The sequence below is a fragment of the Halomonas sp. NO4 genome (assembly GCF_010994375.1).
Classification (GTDB): domain Bacteria; phylum Pseudomonadota; class Gammaproteobacteria; order Pseudomonadales; family Halomonadaceae; genus Halomonas.
Window position 1 is genome coordinate 23,464 of record NZ_WHMA01000017.1, and the last position, 21,586, is coordinate 45,049.

At 68.3% G+C, this 21,586-nt stretch carries 18 protein-coding genes; 5 read left to right on the plus strand and 13 right to left on the minus strand.

Going from position 1 to position 21,586, the window contains the following annotated elements; all coding sequences use genetic code 11:
- The first annotated feature begins 218 nt into the window (after positions 1-218).
- Positions 219-2,213, plus strand: coding sequence for a methyl-accepting chemotaxis protein (locus FEF15_RS12520; RefSeq protein ID WP_240454157.1), 1,995 nt, complete (start codon positions 219-221; stop codon positions 2,211-2,213).
- A gap of 13 nt (positions 2,214-2,226) precedes the next feature.
- Here FEF15_RS12520 and FEF15_RS12525 read toward each other — a convergent pair whose 3' ends face one another.
- The 3 genes from FEF15_RS12525 to FEF15_RS12535 form a co-directional block, all read right to left on the minus strand.
- The gene (locus FEF15_RS12525) at positions 2,227-3,354 is read right to left on the minus strand and encodes a DUF294 nucleotidyltransferase-like domain-containing protein (RefSeq protein WP_163559512.1); all 1,128 of its coding nucleotides are present in this window, start codon (positions 3,352-3,354) and stop codon (positions 2,227-2,229) included.
- Between the two features lie 159 nt (positions 3,355-3,513).
- On the minus strand, positions 3,514-3,816 hold the full coding sequence (locus tag FEF15_RS12530; protein WP_163559513.1) for an HlyU family transcriptional regulator: 303 nt from the start codon (positions 3,814-3,816) through the stop codon (positions 3,514-3,516).
- 67 nt (positions 3,817-3,883) lie between these two features.
- Positions 3,884-5,104: an argininosuccinate synthase gene (locus tag FEF15_RS12535; RefSeq protein ID WP_163559514.1), complete on the minus strand. Its 1,221-nt coding sequence runs from the start codon at positions 5,102-5,104 to the stop codon at positions 3,884-3,886.
- Between the two features lie 175 nt (positions 5,105-5,279).
- On the opposite strand from FEF15_RS12535, the gene rnt reads away from it, so the two are divergent.
- Complete coding sequence (gene rnt / locus FEF15_RS12540; RefSeq protein WP_163559515.1) at positions 5,280-5,945, plus strand: ribonuclease T; 666 nt, start codon at positions 5,280-5,282, stop codon at positions 5,943-5,945.
- An 81-nt stretch (positions 5,946-6,026) separates the two neighbouring features.
- Here the strand turns inward: rnt and FEF15_RS12545 are convergent, their stop codons facing one another.
- Positions 6,027-6,377 carry a Grx4 family monothiol glutaredoxin gene (locus FEF15_RS12545; RefSeq protein ID WP_163559516.1) on the minus strand — a complete coding sequence of 117 codons (351 nt, stop codon included), beginning with the start codon at positions 6,375-6,377 and terminating at the stop codon, positions 6,027-6,029.
- A 164-nt stretch (positions 6,378-6,541) separates the two neighbouring features.
- Between FEF15_RS12545 and argF the strand changes: the two genes are divergently transcribed.
- Positions 6,542-7,462 carry an ornithine carbamoyltransferase gene (gene argF / locus FEF15_RS12550; RefSeq protein WP_163559517.1) on the plus strand — a complete coding sequence of 307 codons (921 nt, stop codon included), beginning with the start codon at positions 6,542-6,544 and terminating at the stop codon, positions 7,460-7,462.
- An 18-nt stretch (positions 7,463-7,480) separates the two neighbouring features.
- Here argF and FEF15_RS12555 read toward each other — a convergent pair whose 3' ends face one another.
- From FEF15_RS12555 to FEF15_RS12565, 3 genes are read right to left on the minus strand one after another with little or no spacing between them, the layout of a single operon-like run.
- Complete coding sequence (locus FEF15_RS12555) at positions 7,481-10,216, minus strand: EAL domain-containing protein (RefSeq protein WP_163559518.1); 2,736 nt, start codon at positions 10,214-10,216, stop codon at positions 7,481-7,483.
- A gap of 13 nt (positions 10,217-10,229) precedes the next feature.
- Positions 10,230-10,934, minus strand: coding sequence for an OmpA family protein (locus tag FEF15_RS12560; protein ID WP_163559519.1), 705 nt, complete (start codon positions 10,932-10,934; stop codon positions 10,230-10,232).
- Positions 10,927-11,745, minus strand: a complete 819-nt coding sequence (locus FEF15_RS12565) for a MotA/TolQ/ExbB proton channel family protein (RefSeq protein WP_163559520.1) — start codon at positions 11,743-11,745, stop codon at positions 10,927-10,929. The genes FEF15_RS12560 and FEF15_RS12565 overlap by 8 nt, the downstream gene beginning before the upstream one ends.
- A gap of 223 nt (positions 11,746-11,968) precedes the next feature.
- Between FEF15_RS12565 and FEF15_RS12570 the strand changes: the two genes are divergently transcribed.
- Positions 11,969-12,751 carry an EAL domain-containing protein gene (locus tag FEF15_RS12570; RefSeq protein WP_163559521.1) on the plus strand — a complete coding sequence of 261 codons (783 nt, stop codon included), beginning with the start codon at positions 11,969-11,971 and terminating at the stop codon, positions 12,749-12,751.
- Between the two features lie 105 nt (positions 12,752-12,856).
- A complete protein-coding gene (locus FEF15_RS12575; protein ID WP_163559522.1) occupies positions 12,857-14,062 on the plus strand; it encodes an HDOD domain-containing protein in 1,206 nt (401 codons plus the stop codon).
- 42 nt (positions 14,063-14,104) lie between these two features.
- On the opposite strand, the gene FEF15_RS12580 is transcribed toward FEF15_RS12575, so the two are convergent.
- From FEF15_RS12580 to flhB, 6 genes are read right to left on the minus strand one after another with little or no spacing between them, the layout of a single operon-like run.
- On the minus strand, positions 14,105-14,809 hold the full coding sequence (locus tag FEF15_RS12580) for an RNA polymerase sigma factor FliA (RefSeq protein WP_163559523.1): 705 nt from the start codon (positions 14,807-14,809) through the stop codon (positions 14,105-14,107).
- Positions 14,810-14,867: 58 nt separating this feature from the next.
- The gene (locus FEF15_RS12585; RefSeq protein ID WP_240454158.1) at positions 14,868-15,272 is read right to left on the minus strand and encodes a flagellar protein FlhE; all 405 of its coding nucleotides are present in this window, start codon (positions 15,270-15,272) and stop codon (positions 14,868-14,870) included.
- Complete coding sequence (locus FEF15_RS12590; RefSeq protein ID WP_240454159.1) at positions 15,269-15,910, minus strand: hypothetical protein; 642 nt, start codon at positions 15,908-15,910, stop codon at positions 15,269-15,271. The genes FEF15_RS12585 and FEF15_RS12590 overlap by 4 nt, the downstream gene beginning before the upstream one ends.
- On the minus strand, positions 15,911-18,118 hold the full coding sequence (gene flhF / locus FEF15_RS12595) for a flagellar biosynthesis protein FlhF (RefSeq protein WP_163559524.1): 2,208 nt from the start codon (positions 18,116-18,118) through the stop codon (positions 15,911-15,913).
- Positions 18,119-18,121: 3 nt separating this feature from the next.
- Positions 18,122-20,203 (minus strand): flagellar biosynthesis protein FlhA, encoded by a 2,082-nt coding sequence (flhA, locus tag FEF15_RS12600; RefSeq protein WP_163559525.1) that lies wholly within the window; start codon positions 20,201-20,203, stop codon positions 18,122-18,124.
- Positions 20,200-21,369 (minus strand): flagellar biosynthesis protein FlhB, encoded by a 1,170-nt coding sequence (gene flhB, locus FEF15_RS12605; RefSeq protein WP_163559526.1) that lies wholly within the window; start codon positions 21,367-21,369, stop codon positions 20,200-20,202. Before flhB ends, flhA begins: the two co-directional genes overlap by 4 nt.
- Positions 21,370-21,586 lie beyond the last annotated feature (217 nt).

Consider the following 21,586-nt stretch of genomic DNA (forward strand, 5'->3'; position numbering starts at 1 on the left):
TTCCTGGCAGGGCCGCCGCCCCCGACACCGGGTGCCGACAGGCCTGCCTCCCGCCCCAATAACAAGACCAATGGCGATCGTGCCTGCTGCTGCAGGGCAACACGACGTGTGACAGCACTACCTGACGCCATATGCGGAGCCGGCATGTGCACGGCTGCCCGTGCGTAGAGGTTGCCTCACGCTCACCCCACGGACTTGAATACACAGAGGGCACTGCATTGAAAATCCTGACTCGCCTGACCCTGACCCAGAAACTCCTGGGAGCGCTGGGCATTCCGCTGCTGCTCGCCTTCCTGGCCCTCGGCTGGGTGGTGAACAGCCAGCTCAACAACGCCATTCCCCCCATGGTCGAGAACACCAGCCTGCGCCAGGTCGAGGGGCGGGCCGCCGAGATCGGCTACTGGATCGAGGGCTATCGCTTCTGGCTCTCCGGCCTGGCCCAGGACGAACGCCTCGCCAAACCGGGCAATGTCAGCCAACACCGCGACTGGCTGGCCGAGCGCCATCCCGGCGGCGACACCATCGAGTCGCTCTACGTCGCTGACGCCCGAGGCAATGTCATCACCCACACCGGCGCCAAGGCCAACATTTCCGAGCGCGACTACTTCCAGACGCTGGTCGTCGAGGGCAGCGCCGACCGTCTGATCGGTGACCCGGTGCTCTCTCTGGTCAGCGGCAAGCCCACCGCAGTCATTGCCGAGGTGATTCGCGATGCCAACGGCCGACGCATCGGCCTGCTCGGCATCACCGTTTCCATGGCCGCCGTCTCCGAGATCACCTCGGCCATCGATGTCGGCAAGGGCAGCTACGGCTGGATGATCGACAGCGACGGCACCCTGGTCGCCCATCCCAACGAGTCGGCACGCATGGCGCTCAACCTCACCGAGGCGGACGCCGACGGCTACCAGGGTATGAACGAGCTGGGCCGGGCGATGCTCACCGGCGAGCCCGGGCTCGGACAGGCCACCCTGCCCGACGGCAGCCACAACCAGATCCTCTGGCATCCCATTCCCGGCACGTCCTGGACGGCGGGGGTGACGATGCCCCGCGAGCTGTTCACCGCCATCACCACCAACCTGCTGCAAGCCCTGCTGATCGCCGCCGTGCTGACGCTGGCCGTGTTGCTGCTGATCGTGGGTGTCTCGGCGCGCAAGACGCTGGCACCCGTGCGCCGCACCGCCAGTGCCCTGGCCGATATCGCCCAAGGCAAGGGCGATCTCACTCGCCGCCTGGAGGTCGAGAGCGGCGACGAACTCGGCGAGCTCGCCACCCAGTTCAACGCGTTCGTCGAACGCATGCAGCACACCCTGCAGGAGGTTCGCGGCAACGCCCGCACCGTACTGGCCGGCGCCAGCGACATGGCGGACGGCACCGGTGAGCTCTCGTCGCGCACCGAGCAGGCCGCCGCCAACCTTCAGGAAACCTCCGCCTCCATGGAGGAGATCCACTCCACGGTCACCCACACCGCCCAGTCCGCGGAGCAGGCCAGCACCCTGGCCACCGACGCTGCCGGTGCCGCTGAACGGGGCCGCGACGCCATGTCGCAGATGGAGCACAAGATGGCGTCCATCACCGACTCGGCCGCCAAGATCGGCGAGATCATCACCCTGATCGACTCCATTGCCTTCCAGACCAATATCCTGGCCCTCAACGCCTCCGTAGAGGCCGCGCGGGCAGGCGAGCAGGGCCGCGGCTTCGCGGTGGTGGCCGGCGAAGTGCGCACCCTGGCCAGCCGCGCTGCCGACGCCGCCCGCGATATTCGCGAGCTGATCGACGCTTCGGTGCAGCACACCCGCGACGGGGAAGGCCTGGTCAAGGAAGTGGCGGAACGGATGCACGACATCGGCCAGAGCGTCACCCAGGTGGCCGACGTGATCGGCGAGATCACCGCCGGTACCCGCGAGCAGACCGCCGGTATCCAGCAGATCAACACCGCCGTCGCCGAGATGGACACCATGACCCAGCAGAACGCCGCCATGGTGAACCAGAACGCCAGTCTCGCCGCCACCATGCGCGACAACGCCCACCGACTCGACGCCCTGATGGGTGAGTTCGTGCTCGGCGACGCTCCGGTTGCCACCAATGCGCCCCGACCCACGGTTGCGGCCCTTCCCCAGCTGGGCGCCAGCCTGCCAGCAGCTCGCCCGCCTGCGGCCAGCCAGGCACCGCGCAAGCCGGCCCGCGAAGCCGAGCCGGAATGGGAGGCGTTCTAGGAAGGCAGCCAACTCAGGGGTGTCGTAGCCGACGCATGAGGCGGCGGATCGCCAGAAGGTCGTGGCGCAGCAGCAGGCGTGCATCCTCGTCGAGGCGCGCCAGGTCGATCCAGCCGTCGGGGGTGCCGCCGGCCACCAGGGTGTGACGCTGGGCGGTGAGCAGCCGTTCCTGCAGCCGTTCCAAGGCCGCACCCAGCCCCTGAGCCTCGCGCCCATCTAGTGCGCCTCGGCTCACCAGTTCTGCCAGGCGCAGTCGGGTATCCGGCGGGCGCACCGCGTGGCGAACCGCCAGCAGGCGCACGGCGCCCACCAGCGGCAGCAGCCCCTGGTGCTTGAGATCGAGGGCGCGCTCGTGGGGCGCGCCCTCGCCGCCTCCCACCAGCCGGCCGAAGCGGTCCAACGCCACCGGCAACTCATCCAGCAGCGCGGCCATTTCATCGAGGAAGAGCCCAGCCCGAGGCAGGCAGCCGGCCACCGTGTCGCGCAGCGACTCGGCTAGGGCGGCATCGCCGTGGACGGGATGGAAGTCAAGCAGGATATTGGCCTGCTGCACCCGCTTGACGCGTCGCTCGGCCGTCCAGATCGCCAGCTGTTCCCGCCATTCCGAGAGGCGCTTGCGCCACATCGGCCAACGCGCCATCACGTGTCCGTTGCACAGCGGGATCCCGGCCTCGTCCAGGCGCGCCGTGAAGCGCTCGCCCAGCGCCTGAAAGTAGCCGTCGATCGCAGTATGCTGCCCATCCGGGTAGTCGGCCACGATCATGGCGTTGTCCTGATCCGGCGCCAGCAGGCTTTCGTGGCGCGCCCCGGAGCCCAGCGTCAGCACGCAGTAGGGCACCGGCGGCGGCCCCCAGCCCAGGCCGACCATCTCCTCCAGGGAGAGGTGGATGGCGCGGCGGTAAAGCCAGTCGTTGTGGTCGCTGATCAGCTGGCTGATGCGCCCGGCGGGCAGATCGAGACGGTCCAGCGCCTCGACCAGCCGCCCCTGCCAGGCGTGCGTCTCGGCCAGACTCGGCACGGGGCCAAGCTCCGCCAGGGCCTCACGCAGCGGCGCCAGCAGCGCGGGCCACTGTGACGCGTCGGGCAGGCTATCGGTGGCGAAGAGGTCACGCCACGGCGAGGCGCGGTGCAGCAGGCGCATGGACACTCCCGGTCACGGCATCAATCGGCAATGACTGAAGTGTAGCGAGGGCGCCCTCGGGCAGCACTTGCGCAAAAGGCGTAGAACCGAGAGAGGGGGACCGCCCCCGGCAGGCCAGGGGACGGGTGAGGGTCGTGGGAGAGCGTGGGTGAGGTAGAGTCAGCGCGGCGTGAACATCTCCTCGCCAACCTGGTCGATGTAGACCTGCGCCTTGCGCACCATCAGCTCATCGCAGGCGTCTCGACCGGGCACCAGGTCGGAGCGCTCGAAGCGGTGCTCGCGCATCTCGCCATCGGTGCCCGGCTTGCGGATCCAGCCGCTGACGCGGTACTGACCGCCCTGCTCCACCGGTTCGGAGACGATCAGGTAACCCTGGTACTCCACGGGCTCGGCGGCGGCCGCGCTGCTCGACTCCGCATCACCACCGCCCCCGAACAACCCACCCAACAGTTTCTTCAGCATGTCACCTCCCAAGGCACAAGCGCCGGCCCGAGGGGCCGGCGCAGGTCATGACGGTACGTGCGGCCGCTCAGCCCTGCTGGCGACCCTTGCCGGCCGCAATGCGCAGGCGCAGGGCGTTGAGCTTGATGAAGCCCTCGGCATCCTTCTGGTCGTAGGCGCCGGCGTCGTCCTCGAAGGTGGCGATGGACTCGTCGAACAGCGACTGCTCGGACTTGCGGCCCACCACGGTGGCGCTGCCCTTGTAGAGCTTCATGCGCACCACGCCGGAGACGTTGGCCTGTGTCTCGTCGATGGCGGCCTGCAGCATGCGCCGCTCGGGGCTCCACCAGTAGCCGTTGTAGATCACCTCGGCGTACTTGGGCATCAGCTCGTCCTTGAGGTGCGCCTCCTCGCGGTCCAAGGTGATCGACTCGATGGCGCGGTGGGCGCGCAGCATGATGGTGCCGCCGGGGGTCTCGTAGCAGCCGCGGGACTTCATGCCCACGTAGCGGTTCTCGACGATGTCGAGACGGCCGATGCCGTTGTCGCCGCCCAGCTGGTTGAGCTTCGAGAGCACCTCATGGGGCTTGAGGGCTTCGCCGTCGATGGCCACGATGTCGCCACGCGCGAAGGTCAGCTCGACATAGGTGGGCTGGTCGGGCGCCGCCTCCGGCGAGACGCTCCAGCGCCACATGTCCTCCTCGGCCTCGGCCCAGGGATCCTCGAGAATGCCGCCCTCGTAGGAGATGTGCAGCAGGTTGGCGTCCATGGAGTACGGCGACTTCTTCTTCTGGCTGGTGAAGTCCACCGGGATGTCGTGCTGCTGGCAGTAAGCCATCAGCTTCTCGCGGGAGGTCAGATCCCACTCGCGCCACGGGGCGATCACCTTGACGCCCGGCTTGAGCGCATAGGCGCCCAGCTCGAAGCGCACCTGGTCGTTGCCCTTGCCGGTGGCGCCGTGGGAAATGGCGTCGGCACCGGTCTGGTTGGCGATCTCGATCAGGCGCTTGGCGATCAGCGGGCGGGCGATGGAGGTACCCAGCAGGTACTCGCCCTCGTAGATGGTGTTGGCGCGGAACATCGGATAGACGTAGTCGCGCACGAACTCCTCGCGCAGGTCCTCGATGTAGATCTCCTTGACGCCCAGCGCCTGGGCCTTGGCGCGGGCCGGCTCCACTTCCTCGCCCTGGCCGATGTCGGCGGTGAAGGTCACGACCTCGCAGTCATAGGTTTCCTGCAACCACTTGACGATGACGGATGTGTCCAGGCCGCCGGAATAGGCCAGCACGACCTTCTTGACATCGGACATTCGGGGCTCCTTTCTGATAAGCAACTAAAGGGGAGATTATAGCGTGGCAACCCGGCGGCGAATACCGGCGCGGGACGCCTCACGGCCAACCTGCTAGACTGGCGCGCATTCTCGGCGGGCTGCCCGGGCAGCCCCGCTCGACGACCGCAACCGGCGCAGACACAAGGAGAGGCGCATGAGCGAGGCGATCGCCCGCGACCTGATGGCCCAGCGATTCCGCAGTTTCCTGCCCGTGGTGGTGGACCTGGAAACCGGGGGCTTCGACCCCCAGCGGGACGCGATTCTGGAGATCGCCGCCGTCACCCTCACCATGGATCCCAACGGCAACCTGCTGCCCGACGCCACCTACGCCTTCCATCTCCACCCGTTCGAGGGGGCCAACATCGAGCAGTCGGCGCTGGACTTCACCGGGATCAAGCTCGACGACCCGCTGCGCCAGCGCGTGGCCCTCTCCGAGGCCGAGGCCCTGGGCGAGATCTTCCGCCCCGTGCGCAAGGCCATCAAGGCCCACAGCTGCACCCGCGCCGTGCTGGTCGGCCACAACGCCGCCTTCGATCACGGCTTCCTCAATGCCGCCGTGGCGCGCTGCGGCATCAAGCGCAACCCCTTCCACCCCTTCTCCAGCTTCGATACCGCCAGCCTCGCCGGGCTGATCTACGGCCAGACGGTGCTGGCCCGCGCCTGCCAGGCGGCGGGCATTCCCTTCGACAACCAGGAAGCCCATTCGGCGCGCTACGACACCGAGCGCACCGCAGATCTCTTCTGCGCCATGGTCAATCGCTACAAGGACCTCGGCGGCTGGGCGCTGGCGCAGCGCGAGCAGAACGGCCAAGGGACCTGACCCGCTCACCCGCCGGAGCCCAGACACGCAAGACCCCCGACGGCCGGCCGTCGGGGGTCTTGGATGCCGGAAAGGCGGGTATCAGGCCTGGGAGTTGTCCTCGTTCTCCTGGGCCCGGGCCGCCGCCTCCTTGACGAGCTTCTCCAGCTCGCCGTTCTGGTACATCTCGACGACGATGTCGCAGCCGCCCACCAGCTCGCCTTCGACCCACAGCTGGGGGAAGGTCGGCCAGTTGGCGACCTTGGGCAGCTCGGCGCGAATGTCCGGATTGTCGAGGACGTTGACGAAGGCGAAACGCTCGCCGCAGGACATCAGCGCCTGCACGGTCTGGGCGGAGAAGCCGCACTGGGGCAGCTGGGGCGTGCCCTTCATGTAGATCAGGATCGGGTTATCGCTGATCTGGCGCTGGATGTTCTCGATGGTCGTGCTCATGTGCGCTCCCGGTTGAATCACATGGATGCCGAGGCCGCTGCTCGAGCAATACCCGAGTACGGTGCTCAGCCTTTCTTCATGACCGTCATTCTACCCATGCCGAGCGCATTGCGCATCCCCCGGCGGCTGGCTAGGATGGGGGTTTTTTCGCGGGAGAGACCCTCATGGCGACGCGCCATTTCCTGACCCTGCTGGACCTGGACCCCAACGAACTGCACTACCTGATCCAGCGCGCCATCACCATCAAGAACCGCCTGCGGGCCCAGGGTCCCACCTATGCGCCCTTCGCCAATCGCACCCTGGCGATGATCTTCGAGAAGTCCTCGACCCGCACGCGCGTCTCCTTCGAGACCGCCATGGCCCAGTTCGGCGGCCATGCACTCTTTCTCTCGCCCCGCGACACCCAGCTCGGTCGCGGCGAACCGATCGGCGACACCGCCCGCGTGCTCGCCGAGATGGTGGACATCGTCATGATCCGCACCTTCTCCCACGCCGGCCTCGAGGAGTACGCCGGCGCCAGCGAAGTGCCGGTGATCAATGCCCTGACCGACGACTACCACCCCTGCCAGTTGCTCGCCGATATCATGACCTGGACCGAGCTGCGCGGCAGCCCCCGGGGCAAGACCGCCGTCTGGATCGGCGACGGCAACAACATGTGCCACTCCTGGATCAACGCCGCCCGCCAGTTCGACTTCCAGCTGCGCGTGTGCTGCCCGGCGGGTTACGAGCCGCGCCAGGACATCCTCGCCGCCGCCGGCGAGCGCGTGACGATCCTCCACGACCCGCAGGCAGCGGTGGCGGACGCCAACCTGGTCACCACCGACGTCTGGGCCTCCATGGGCCAGGAAGAGGAACAAGCCAAGCGCGAGGCAGACTTCGCCGGCTTCCAGGTCAGCGAGGCGCTACTCGACCGCGCCAGGCCGGACGCCCTCTTCCTGCACTGCCTGCCCGCCCATCGCGGCGAGGAGATCAGCGAGACCCTGCTCGACGACCCGCGCGCCGTGGTGTGGCAGGAAGCCGGCAACCGCCTCCACGCCCAGAAGGCCCTGATCGAGTTCCTGCTGCTCGGCCGCGTCGAGGATTGAGCGAATTGCGTCGCCGGCTCAGCGGCCGGCGACACAGCTCCAAGACGCCAGCCGCTCCATCAGCTCGTCGAGCGGCAGCGGCCGCGAGAAGAGATACCCCTGGTAGGCGTGGCACCCCTGCTCGGCCAGCCACTCGCAGTGCGCCTCGGTCTCCACCCCTTCGGCGATCACCTCGAGCCCCAGGTTGCGGCCGAGCTGGATGATCGAGGCCGAGATCACCTCGTTGGCGCTGTCCTGAAACAGCGGTCGCACGAAGGACTGGTCGATCTTAAGCTGGTCGAGGGGCAACTGATTGAGATAGGTGAGCGACGAAAAGCCGGTGCCGAAATCGTCCAGCGAGAAGCGCACGCCCAGCGTTTTGAGGCGCTGCATGGTCGCGCAGGCGATCTCCGGCTCTTCCATGAACAGCGTCTCGGTGAGTTCCAGCTTGAGCCGCTCCGGCGGCGCTTCGGTGGCGGCGAGCACGGTTTCCACCTCGGTGACGAAGTCGGGCTGCTGGAACTGGTGGGGGCTGATGTTCACAGCCATGGTCAAGCCCGCCGTCTCCGTCGTCTCGGCCCAGCGCGCCAACTGACGACAGGCGGTCTCCAGGACCCAGCGACCGATGGAGACGATCAGGTAGCTCTCCTCCGCCACCGGAATGAAGTCGCCGGGCGGCACCATGCCGTGTTCCGGGTGCTGCCAGCGCAGCAGCGCTTCCACCCCCGTCACCTGCCATGACGCGTCCACCTGCACCTGATAAAAGAGACGCAGCTGATCGCGCGCCACGGCCTGGCGCAGGTCCGTTTCCAGGGTGGCGCGACGCACGGCCTCGGCCTGCATCAGCGGGTCGAAGAAGCGCAGCGTGTTTCGTCCGGCCTGCTTGGCCTGGTACATCGCCATCTCAGCCTGTTGCAGGCACTCATCGACACTGCCGGTGCCGTCGCCCAGCAGCGTGATGCCGACGCTGCCAGAGACCGGGTGGCGCTGCTCGCCGACCCCGCACGGCTCGGCGAGCGCCCCCAGCAGGCGGTTGGCGATTCGCTCGGCGAGCTGGGAGGCGGCCTCGAGATCCTCGCCCAGCCCCTCGGCCAGGATCACGAACTCGTCGCCGCCGATGCGCGCCACCAGGTCACTGTCACCACTCACCGCTTCGAAGCGCCGTGCGACCAGCTGCAGCATGTCGTCGCCCTGCTGGTGCCCCAAGCTGTCGTTGATGTGCTTGAACCCGTCGAGGTCGACGAACAGCAGCGCGCCCTGCTGCTGGGTACGGGCCTGGGCCTCCAGGGCGCGGCCGATGCGGTCGAGCATCATGCGCCGGTTGGGCAGGCCGGTGAGCGGGTCGTAGAAGGCCAGGCGATGCGCCTCCTGCTCGGCCGCCTTGCGGGTGGTGATGTCGCTGAGGGTGGCCACGTAGTGGGTGACCGTGCCTGCCTCGTCGCTCACCGCACTGATGGTCAGGCGCTGGGGATAGGTATCGCCGTTCTTGCGGCGGTTCCACAGCTCGCCCTGCCAGCGCCCCTCCGCGTCGAGGCGCTGCCACATCTCCTGGTAGAGCTCGGGCGGATGGCGCCCGGAGTTGAGCATGCGCGGATTGCGCCCCAGCACCTCCGCTTCCGTGTAGCCGGTGATCGCCTCGAAGGTCCGGTTGACCTTCTGGATACGGCCCTGGGCATCGGTGATGAACATGCCCAGATGGGTGTCGAAGGCCATGGCGGCGATGCGCAGCTCCGCCTGCAGCGAGCGATTGATATCCCACAGCCGCTGCTCGCTGCGCACGAGTTGAGCCTCGGTGCGGGTCAGGCGCAAGTAGTGCACCAGGGCCAGCAGTCCGATCAGGGCAACGAGCATCCAGCCGAGAGCCAGCACCAGCACTTTCTGGCGCCAGTCGGCGAGCACCGTGTCGGAGGCCAGACCGACCACCGCCGAAAACGGCAATCCCTCGAGGCCGACCACGCTGAACATTCGCCGCCGTTCGTCGAGGGGCGAAGTCAGGGTGTGGGAGCTTGCCCCCGGCTCGGCGATCGCCTCGGCGACGCTCGGCGCCTCCACGGGCAAGCCCATCGCCTCGCTGACCGACATGCCGGGCACCGGGGGGCGTCGCGCCACCAAGCGCATGTGGTCATCGAGAAAGGCGATGCTCTGTCCCGCGCCCAGTTGCAGCCGCGACAGCGCCTGGGAGAAGAACCGCAGATCCATGCGCGCCACCGCCACGCCGATGACTCGCGAATCTGCATCGACCAGGCGCCGCAGATAGAACAGCTGCGGCCCCCTCTCCTGCTCCTGCCGCTCCCAGCGCACGGCAGAGTCCGGTTCTTCAGGGTCGGCCAGGAAGGCCTCGACGGCCTCGGCCGGAGCGGACATCGCGCGCGCGGAATCCGGGGGGCCCGAGGCATAGCGCAGCCGCCCCTCGGCGTCGAAGAGCCCCACGGCCTCGAGGAACGGCAGCCGTTCGCGGCGCCGGTCGAGCAGCACCTCGAAATTCTCGGTCAGGCGAGCCGCGGGCGCCGTCGCGTCGTCGCGGGCGACCGCAAAGAGATTGGCCAGCCCGCCCAGGGTATCGTCGACGCGCGTGAAGGCCGACTTGCCCCACTCCGCCATCAGCTCGGCGTGGGCCAGGGTAGCGCCCCGGGCCGCTTCCATGTCGCGGGCGTAGCGATCCTTGATCACCCAGCCCATCGCCAGCAGCAGGCACAGCAGCGCCACGGCATAGAGCGCAATGGCCTGCCAGGCGCTCCAGCGCCGTGTTGCGGGCGTGTCGTTTTCTGACGACAAGGGGTCTCCTCGGTTACGGTCCGGGTGACTGGCTGGCATCCTGGCGCAGCAGCAGTTCCACACGTCGATTGGCCGCCCGTCCCTGGGGCGTATCGTTGCTCGCCATGGGTCGCGTATCGGCATAGCCCACGGCCCGTAAACGCTCGGCTTCCACGCCGAGTTCGGTCAAGAAACGCAGCACCGCAATGGCCCGCACCGTGGAGAGCTCCCAGTTGGAGGGGAAGCGCGGCGTGGTGATAGGCACATCATCGGTGTGCCCCTCGACCGAGATGTCGCCCTCGAAGGTGGCCAGGGCGTCATGGAGACTGGTCAACACCTCACGCCCCTGAGCCGTGAGGTCGGCCTGGCCGCTGGCGAAGAGCAGATTGTCGTCGATGCGCAGGGTGATTCCCTGCTGGCCCTCGGCAACGCTCACGCCATCGATCTCGAGCCCGGAGAAGCGCGGCTTCAGGCCGTCGTGGCGCGGCTTCAGGCCCGGCGCGAGCTGACCGGAAACGATCAGCGCCGCCAGCTGAGCTTCCGCGGAGATCGCCTGGTTTGCCTGCCCCCCGTACTGGCTGCCCATGCTCGACATGCCGTTGCCCATCATCGATACCAGCAGCACGAAGAGCGTGATCAGCAGCGTCAACACGTCCAGATAGCTCATCAGCCACCCTTCCCCGTCGCCGTCGCCTGTCGGCGAGGGCTGCAGGGTGTTGCGGGTATTGCTGTCAAGCATTCTGTCCGACCTCGGTCGGGTCGCTGCGGCCGCCCGGGGCAGGATCGCGTATCTCGTCGTGGTAGTTGGCCACGAAGGAGTTGAGAGTCTCCTCGATGAAGGAGGGCAGGCGGCGCTTGGTGATCAGCGAGATGCCCTCGAGCACCATGTTCATGGCGATCAGGCGCTCTTCGGTACGGCGCTCGAGCTTCACGGCAATGGGCTTGAACACCAGGTTGGCGAGCAGGATGCCGTAGAAGGTGGTGAGCAACGCCACCGCCATGCGCGGCCCGATAACGTGCAGGTCGCCCGCCTCCATCACCTCGAGCATGTTCACCAGCCCCACCAGGGTACCGATCATGCCGAAGGCCGGCGCATAGGTGGCCATGGTACGGAAGATCTGCGCCTCGGCGTGCTCGCGCGCCTTGAGCCGGGCAATGCGCCAGCGCAGCAGATCGAAGATCTCCTCCTCCTTGGTGTTGGCGATGACCAGCTGTATGCCGGTCCGCAGGAAGGGGTTGCGCGTCTGCTCCAGGGCGTCCTCCACGGCCCGCACGTCGCCCTTGAACCAGAGCCGCGCCATGTCGACGAGTTCCTTGATGTCGTCGCGGGTATAGGTGTTCTCGCGCCGGAACACCAACCCCACCAGGCGCACCACCCGCAGCACCTCGCGCAGCGGATAGCTGATGAAGGTGGCCGCCATGGTGCCCGCCAGCACGATGGCCAGCCCCGGCAGGTTGAGAAAGCTCTGCGGCGACTCGGCGGTGAAAAATAGCACGCTGACCAGCAGCACGATGCTGGCAAACATGCCGATGAGAGTGGATGGATTCATTCAGTGCTCCTGACTGCGAGGGCGCGCGTTCTCGATACGAGCATATCGGCACCGCGAGCCCCGACTTTAGACTGCCGCCCCAAACGGCAGCAATGACTTGACGGCATTGAACTTGATCTTGGACAAGTAAATGCCACCCCCCTCAAGTTCCCCTCGTGTCGGCCGATAGCCGACGTAGCGGCCGGACTGCGGTGGCCCGCCCCCCAACCAGCCAGGAGTGGACATGAGCCGATGCCTCGACCGCGACGACCATTGCCCGCGCTGTGAAGCGTCCCTGCCCTTCGACTTCACCATGGCTTTCCAGCCCATCGTCGATGTAGCCAAGGCCCGCGTGACCACCCATGAGGCCCTGGTGCGCGGCCCCAAGGGGGAATCGGCCTACAGCATCCTCTCGAGGGTCACGCCCAAGCTGCTCTACCGCTTCGACCAAGCGTGTCGCATTCGCGCCATCGAGCTGGCCAGCCAGCTGGGCATGACCAGTGATCTCTCCATCAACTTCCTGCCCAACGCGGTCTACGAACCCACCGCCTGCATCCAGGCGACCCTCGATGTCTCGAAGAAGGTCGGCTGGCCCACCGAGCGACTGGTCTTCGAGGTCACCGAGACCGAGCCGGTGCAGGACCAGCAGCACCTGCGCAACATCATCGACACCTACCGGCGCATGGGCTTCGCCACTGCCCTCGACGACTTCGGCAACGGCTACGCCAACCTCGACCTGCTCACCGTGCTGCGCCCCGACCGCCTCAAGATCGACCGCACCCTGGTCAGCGACTGCGACCAAGACCCGCGCCGCCAGGCGATCCTGCGCTCGCTGGTAAGCCTGGCTTCCGAGCTCGACATCGACCTCATCGCCGAGGGGGTGGAGACCCGCGACGAGGCGCTGTGGCTGGCGCGCCACGGCCTGACGCATCAGCAGGGCTTCTTCCACGCGCGCCCCGCCCTGGAGGCCCTGGCCAGCGGGCTCGAGCCCCACCTGCAGGCACTGCGCCGGGCGCTCGCCGAGTAACGCCGGGGCAAGCAGGCCCCCGACCGTGCGCCGTTGAGGACGCGACCGCCGACTTGCCGTATCATGCCCAGGCGTCCATCCGCATCCAGCACGGAGCCCAGCAGCATGTCGGAGTCACGGGATCTCGATCCTTGCACCCTTGCCCTCCAGCCCATTCACGACAGCGAGCACCGTCACGTCGCCGAGCGGCTCCTCTACCGCCTGCCGGCCGATGAAGCCAGCGACGATGTCATGGCGGCCACTGCCCGCGCGCTGACGGCCGCCGTCTACGAGCTCGGCGATACGGGCCTGCTCGCCGAACGGCTGCTGTTCGTGAGCCTGCCCATGGCGTGGCTCCAGCGCCCCGAACTGCTGCCCACGCCGGCCAGCCGCCTGGTGATCGGCCTCGACGCCGCCGCCGAACCCAGCCATTCCCTGGCACGCCAGCTCGACGAGATGCGCGAACGCGGCTATCGACTCATTCTGCCGGCGAGTCTGGTCAAACGGGACCCGACGCTACTGCTGCCGCGTACCGACATCGTGCAGCTCACCTCGCCCGACGACCTCGATGACAGCCTGCGCAAGGACCTTGCCGAGGGCGACATCGCCCTGCTCGCCGAGCACATCGACAACGCGGAGCAGCTCGCGCGCTACCAGGCGCTGGGCTGCCACTACTATGACGGCCAATACCTGGCCAAGCCGAGCTTCCTCGCCTCGCGCCCGCGCGGCCGGCACGGCAACCGAGCCGCCCAGATCCGCCTCATCCAGGCCCTTTACGACGAAAACACCGACCTGCAGCGGCTGCAGGAGCTGGTCGTGCAGATGCCGCACCTGCATGTCGCCATCCTGCGTCGCGCCAATTCCAGCTACTTCAACCGCGGTGGCAAGGAAGTGGTCGACTTACGCCGCGGCATGCAGATTCTCGGCTTGATCGAACTGCGCCGCCTGATCCTCACGCTGACCCTGGCGAGCCTTCAGCCCTCCTCGCACATCGTGCTGCGCATGGCGCTGGTGCGTGCTTTCATGTGCCGCAACCTGGCGGCCCCCTTCCCCGACCTGGACCCCGAGGACGCCTTCAATACCGGGCTCTTCTCGATGATGGATGCGCTGCTGGAGGAGGACCGCGAGAGCCTGCTCGACAAACTGCCGCTCAACGCCACCATCATCCGCGCGCTCAAGGACCGCTCGGGACCGCTGGGCGCCGTGCTCAGCCTGTGCGAGGGCCACGAGCACCAGGTCGAAACGATGCCCGACGAACCGCGCCCGGACCAGCTGCACCGCTGCTACATGGCCGCGCTGGATAGTACCCGCGCGCTGATGGGCAATCTCTAGCCGACGAACCGACGCCACCCGGCTCCGGGCCGGGTCGGTCGCTCAATCGGCGTCGCGCAGGCGCGTGCGCAGCCGGCTCACGGCCTGGCTGTGCAGCTGGCACACCCGGGATTCGGTCACCCCTAGCACGGCACCGATTTCCTTGAGGTTGAGTTCCTCCTGGTAGTAGAGCGCCATGAGCAGCTTCTCCCGCTCGGGCAGTGCCTCGATCCCCGCCACCAGCTGCGCTCGCTTCTCCGCGTCGATGAGCTGATCGAAGGGCCGGTCCGCCTCGGCGTTCTCGACCCCCGGCTCGATGCCCTCCTCGAGCAGTGCCTCGAACGGCAGCAGGTGGCCGCTGTTGGTGTCGCTGAGCAGCTGGCGGTACTGTTCGAGCGCCATGTCCAGCTCGGCGGCGATCTCCGTCTCTTCCGCATGCCGACCCAGGCGCTGCTCCAGGCGGCGGGCGGCCTCGTCCACCGCCCTGGCATTGCGCCGCACGCTGCGCGGCAGCCAGTCGCGGCTGCGCAGTTCGTCGAGCATCGCGCCGCGGATGCGCTGGCTGGCAAAGGTGGCAAAGCTCGCCCCCTGGCCGGCATCGAAGCGACCCATGGCTTCGAGCAGGCCGACGGTGCCGGCCTGGATCAGGTCGTCCAGCTCGATACTAGCCGGCAGCCGCACCTGCAGCGACAACGCGTGGCGTCGCACCAGCGGCAGGTACTCGTCCAGCAGGTCACCCTGTTCGATCTTGCCTCGTGCTGTGTACATGCTCTCGTCTCGCGGCCGTCACCTGGGGCTCACGCCAGCGGCGCGCCCCCTGCCCACTTCATGAATCCTGGTGGTTCACGATCACCTGTAGCCCCTCCACCCGAACGGGACGCTGGCGGGGCTCGGCCAGCGCGAAGCGGAAGTGCAAGGGGCCCTGCGCCGCCCGCCCGGCCAGTGCCCGGGTCTGCCCGCGCGGGCCGGCCAGCCGCACGCACTCCTCCGCGTGGCAGAGCCAGGCCCTCACCGGTGCGCCGGCGGGCGTGCGGTACTGCCAGCTGACGCTGCCGATCCGCTGCCCCCCGGCCAGTTCGACCGCCGGCGAGATCAGTGGCGCCGACGAGGCGGTACGCTCGGCCATGGCCACCGTCACCGCCGGGGCGCTGGCCACCCAGCTCCCGGCCGCCACCGCCGTGGCCGCCCAGAGGCCGACCACCACCAGCAGCATCCCGCCCAGGCCCCTCATCGCGCCAGCACCAGCAGCTCGATACCGAAATAGCTCGCGGCCACCCGCTGCAGGTTGTCCAGCAAGCCCTTGGGCCCGACATCGGGCGGATGCACGGCCAGCAGCCGCTGCGGACCGCCACGTTCGGCCACCTGCTTGAGTACCCGATAGGCACGGCGGAACGCCTCTTCGTCGCTGTCGACCCACAGCCCCCAGCGCGATTGCTCGGCAGCTAGCACCGGCAGGTGGGAACTCGAGGCCGACAGCGGCACTACGCGCCAGCGGTCGGGATCGCCCACCCATTGCCGCCCTTCCTCGGCCCAGGCGTTGAGCAGCGCCGTCACCTTGCGCGCCTGACGCTCGCTGTTGCCCGGCAGACCGAGCACCATCAGCGTGCGCACCGCCGCGCCCTGCGCCGGGCGCGCCGAGGGCTGTACCCTCGACTCCTGGGGGCGAGCTGCGGCCTGCGCCGGGGCAGAGGCGGGCGCGACGGCATCGCTGGCCGCAGGCGGGGCCGGCGCGGTCAGCGACGCCGCCTCGGCGCTGGCCGACAGCTCGACCAGTGCCTCGGCCACATGGCGCGGGCACTCCGCCTCTTGCCCGGCGGCACCGCCACCGCTGGCCCACTGCCGCAATCCCGCGGCCTGATCCATGCCCATCTAGCCTGCCTCCCGTTCACCGAGTCCCAGGTGGCGAATGGCGTCGCGCACCAGGAACAGCTGTACCAGCGCCTCCATCAGCGCCACGTCGCGACGTCGCCGCCGCGCACCGGCGAGCCCCAGCAGCTCGGCGCGCAGGTCCATGGCCGCCTCGTCCTCGGCGAGGTCGAGGTGGGCCGCTACGGCAGCCGTACCGCTGGCCATCAGCAGCCGCACGTCGGGACGCATCTCGCCCAGGGCCTGCGGTTCGATCTGCTGCCAGGCGCGCCGGGTCAGCAAAGCCAGACCGTCCCCCTGCAGCTGATGCAGCAGCAGGGGGACCGGCTGGCGGCCGAGACGCGCCGGTGTCAGCCAGTAGCGCTGAGCCACCATCTGGCCACTTTCGGCATCGCGCACCTCACCCAACCAGGCCAGCACATTCTGGGGGTCGTCACCGCGGCGCACCGGCTTGGGGGTCATGCTTACCGGCAGGCTGGCCAGCCGGAGCCGTGCCGCCACCCCGCGATAGCGACAGCGGGCCTCGTCGAGGGGTTCGGCAAGCGCAACCAGCGCCTTAAGCGGGTGGCGCTCGCCGCCATGCGCGACGCGCTGGCTGCCACGCACCTGGCTGACCCAGCTCAGCGCGCGCTGTTCGAGCCACTGGCACGCCTCGGCGTCGGGCATCCCCGTCATCAGATGGACGCTCGCACCCAGCCGGGATTCGGCCTCGGCCAGCCGCGGCTGCTGACCGGCCACCTGGCGATGCTGGAGCAGCGGCAGGGCAAGCCAGTCGCCGTCGGCGTTGAGGGCGATATCCGGCATCGACCAGGCCGCCCCGCTCACCCGCCGCCGCTCGCTCCACAGTATGCCCAGCGCGCGATCATGCCCGGGATAGTCCGCCAGCAGCGCCTCCAGGCGCGGCTGCTGCACCGAGACCGGCAGCCCCAGCAGGTCCCAGACCCGCTCGAGGGCGTCGAAGCCCTCCAGGCGACGGCGCAGCGCCTGCAGGGTGCCGGCCAGGCGTCGCCCCTGCCCCATCAGCGTCGAGGCGCGACCGCCCGACGACTCGCGGGCAGCGGGTGCCGACGCGGGCAGCGGCGCCTCTCGGCGCTGGGTCAGCGCCTCGTCGATCAGGGCCGGCGGCTCGGCTAGCGACATGTCCTCGGGCACCCGCTGGCCGTGGGAGACGAACAGCAGACGCAGGCCATGGCGGATGACCACATCCAGCGCCGGGGCCAGCCGGCCGGCTTCGTCCTGCTTGGTGATCACGCAGTCGCCGATTTCGGCCCCCGCCGCCTGGGCAGCCTGGCGGTAGCGCAGCACCACTTCATCGAGCGTCTCCGGGTGGCTGGCGGCATTGAGCAGCAACACCAGCCGCACCGGGGTCTTGCCGCCGCCCAGGTGGCCCACCTGCTCGATGACCCGCTGGTCGCGCTGGCTCATGCCCACGGTGTCGATGATCACCCAGGACTTGCCCTGCATGCGGCCCAGCAGATCGTTGACCGGCTGGTCGGCGGTCAGCGCGTACATGGGCACGTCGAGCAGCCGCGCGTAGATACGCAGCTGCTCGTGGGCGCCGATACGGAAACTGTCGGTGGTCACCAGTGCCACGGGGCGGGTGCCGTGACGCATCACGTAGCGCGCCGCCAGCTTGGCCGTGGTGGTCGTCTTGCCTACGCCGGTGGGGCCGATCAGCGCCACCACCCCGGTGCGATCGAGGAAGGCGGCTTCATCGTCGAGCCCCTCGAGGCGGGCCACCAACTGTCGCTTGACCCAGCCCAGAACGCGCTCGTTCAGCGCCTCGGCGCCGCGCAGCTCATCGGGCAGCGCGGCGGCGATCTCCACGGCCAGCGTCGCGCCGAAACCGACCTCCAGCAGCAGCTGGCGAACCTGGCCGTCGACGCCGGCGGCCGGCTCGCGCCCCCCTTGCTCGCGCGCGAGCAGAGCGCGCATGTCGCGCATCTCCTCGAGCAGCTTCTCGCTCATCGCCTCGAAGGCGCTGGCGGGCGCGGCGCTCTGGCCGCCGCCCGCAGGCGGCGGTGCTGTCGGCGGCGCAGCAGCGGGGGCCGGCTCGGGGCTCTCTTCGGCCGCCGACTCGGCCATGGCCAGAATCTCGACGCCGCTGTCGGTGCGCCGATTGGCGAGAATCAACGCCTCGTCGCCCAGCGCTTCGCGCACCTGGCGCATGGCATCGCGACTGTTGGCGCCGGTGAACCGTATGACGCTCATGGTTTATCGGCCTCCCACCAGAGTCGTGACGCGCAGTGTTCGATCATCGGGTATCTCCGCCTGGGACATCACCACCAGGTGCCGCAGCCGCCGGCGCAGGAAGCGCGCCAGTAGCGGCCGCAGCACGTGCTGCACTACCATCACCGGCGGTTCGCCGCTCGCCTCGTGGCGCTCCAGCGCCTGCTCGGTCTGACTCATCAGGGTCTCGGCGAGCCCCGGTTCCAGAGCACCGTTACCGTTCATGGCCTGCATCAGCACCTGCTCGAGCTGGGCCTCCAGCCCCATGACATTGAGGGTCTCCTGGCCGGCGAACCACTGCTGGGTGATCGCCCGCCCCAGACTGATGCGCACCAGCGCGGTGAGCTCGTTGGGGTCCTGCTGCTGGGGCGCGCACTCGGCCAGGGTATCGAGAATGGTGCGCAGGTCGCGAATGGAGACCTCCTCCTCGAGCAGATTCTGCAGGATGCGCTGCAGAGCGGTGAGGCTGATCGCCTTGGGCACCACCTCCTCGACCAGCGACTTCTGCTCGTCGCCCAGCTTGTCGAGCAGCTTCTGCACTTCCTGGCGCCCCAGCATGGCGGCGGCATGGCGATGGAGCAGGTGATTGAGATGGGTGGCCACCACCGTACCGGCGTCCACCACCGTGTAGCCATAGACCTGGGCGTGCTCGCGCTGGGCAGCGTCGATCCACACCGCGGGCAGCCCGAAGGCGGGGTCCTGGGTCGGCGTGCCCTGCAGCTGGCCGGTGACCTGGCCGGGATCGATGGCCAGCCACTGGCCGGGAAAGGCCTCGGCCCGGCCGATCTCGGCGCCCTTCAGCGCGATCACGTAGGCGTTGGCGCCCAGCTCGAGATTGTCGCGAATGTGCACCACCGGGGGCAGGAAGCCGACTTCCTGGGCGAACTTCTTGCGCACGCTCTTGATGCGCGCCAGCAGCTCGCCGTCCTGGCGCTGGTCGACCAGCGGGATCAGCCGGTGGCCCACCTCGAGCCCCAGCGTATCGACGAGCTGCACGTCGTCCCAGCTCGCCTCGGGCGCCTCGGGCGGGGGCGGCGGCTCGGTCTGCATCTCCTGCTCGACCAGGCGCTGCTCCTGCTGGCGCAAGAGCCACCAGGCGATGCCGCCCAGCACCGCAGTGAAGATCAAGAACACCAGGTTGGGCATGCCCGGCACCAGGCCCAGCAGCCCCATCACCCCGGCGGCCAGGATCATCACCTGGGGGTTGACGAAGAGCTGGCTGATCATCTGCTGGCCGACGTCCTGGTCGGTGTTGACCCGCGATACCGTGACACCGGCCGCGGTGGAGATGACCAGCGCCGGGATCTGCGCCACCAGGCCGTCGCCGATGGTCAGCAGGGTGTAGGTGCGTCCCGCGTCGGCAAAGCTCATGCCGTGCTGCATCATGCCGATGAGCAGCCCGCCGATGATGTTGACCACCATGATCACCAGACCCGCCATGGCATCGCCCCGCACGAACTTGCTGGCGCCGTCCATGGAGCCGTAGAAATCGGCCTCCTGGGCCACCTCGGCGCGGCGCGTTCGTGCTTCGTCCTCACCGATCAGCCCGGCGTTGAGATCGGCGTCGATGGCCATCTGCTTGCCCGGCATGGCGTCGAGCATGAAGCGCGCCCCGACCTCGGCGATCCGTCCCGCGCCCTTGGTGATGACCATGAAGTTGATGATCACCAGGATCAAAAACACCACCAGGCCCACGGCGAAGTTGCCGCCGACCAGGAAACTGCCGAACGCCTCGATCACCTTACCCGCCGCATCGCCCCCGGCGTGGCCCTCCATCAGCACCACGCGGGTGGAGGCCACGTTGAGCGACAGGCGCAGCAGGGTGGTGAACAGCAGCACTGCCGGGAAGGCGGCGAAATCCAACGGCTTCTCGGTGAACATGCTCACCAGCAGCACCATCACCGCCAGGGAGATGTTGAAGGTAAAGAGCAGGTCCAGCGCGAAGGGGGGCAGCGGCAGGATCATCATGGCCAGGATCATCATGATCAAGACCGGCCCTGCCAGCAGCTTCATGCGCACGTCACCCAGCCAGTCACGGCGCCCCAGGAATTGGCTCAGGGATTTCATTCGCGCGCCCCGGTCGGTTCTGCGTCGTCATCACCCGGCACCGCCATGGAAGGCGGCACCGGCAGGTTTTCGGGCGTTGGCGGCACGTCTCCCCCTTCGTCGTTCACGTGCTTGAGGCGGAAGGCCCAGGCCAGCACTTCCGCCACGGCAGTATACAGATCCAGCGGAATCTCGCTGTCGAGGTCCACGTGGTGATAGAGCGCCCGGGCCAACGGGGCGGCTTCGAGCATGGGCACCCGCGACTCGGCACCCAGTTCGCGAATCCGCGCCGCCACGGCATCGGCCCCCTTGGCCACCACCCGCGGCGCGCCCATGCTCGCCTCGTCGTACGTCAACGCCACCGCATAGTGGGTGGGGTTGGTGATGATGACGTCGGCCTCGGGCACTTTGCTCATCATGCGTCCGCGCGCCATGGCCTGCTGCTGGGAGCGAATGCGGGCCTTGACGTGCGGATCCCCTTCCGACTCCTTGTGCTCGCGCTTGACCTCCTCCTTGCTCATGCGCAGCTTCTTGGTGTGGCTCCACAGCTGGTAAGGCACGTCGATGAGGATCACCACCAGCAGGGTCAGCACCATCAGCCCGCAGGCCTGGGCCGCCAGCATCATCGCCCGAGCCAGGCCCTGGGTGGTGGGCAAATCGAGCAGCGCCAGGAAGTCATGGCGCTTGAGATAGAGAAAGGCCATGCCGACCCCGCCCACCAGCAGCGACTTGGCGATCGCCTTGGCGAGCTCCACCAGCGCCTGGGTCCCCAGCATGCGCTTGAGGCCCTTGAACGGATTGAGCTTGCCGAGCTGCGGCTTGAGCGACTTGGCCGAAATCAGCCAGCCACCGAGCAGAGCCGGCGCCACCAGGGCAATCAACGCCAGCAGCAGGAACAGCGGCAGCATGGCGACCAGGGTGCGCTCGCCGAGCTCCAGCACCTTGGCGAGCATCGGTCCGGTGTCGAAGGCCTGGCGCCGCTCGAAGAGGAAGGCCTGCTCCATCACCAGCCCAAGCTGGTCGTAGAGCAAGCCACCCATGGACCACATGCCCACGACGCCCCCCAGCAGCATGAGAAAGGTGGTCAGCTCGCGCGAGCGTGCGACCTGGCCCTCCTCACGGGCTTTTTCCAGGCGTCGTGGCGTGGGTTCTTCGGTCTTTTCCTGATCGCTGCTTTCGTCGGCCATGGCCCACTACCAGGCACAGGGTTGCAAGCCTGCCATTGTGGCGGCAAGAGATCACAAGCCATACGCCAAAAAGCGCTGATGATCGTGGGCTTATCCACCCGGAGCCGAGGCACCGGGACAGGTAAAGCGGCAGCCGGGTGGAGAGGCCGGCGGGGCCCGCCGGTGGCAGGCCAGGGGGGAGAGACCGCCGCAGCGGTCGTCAGTGACGGCGTCGACA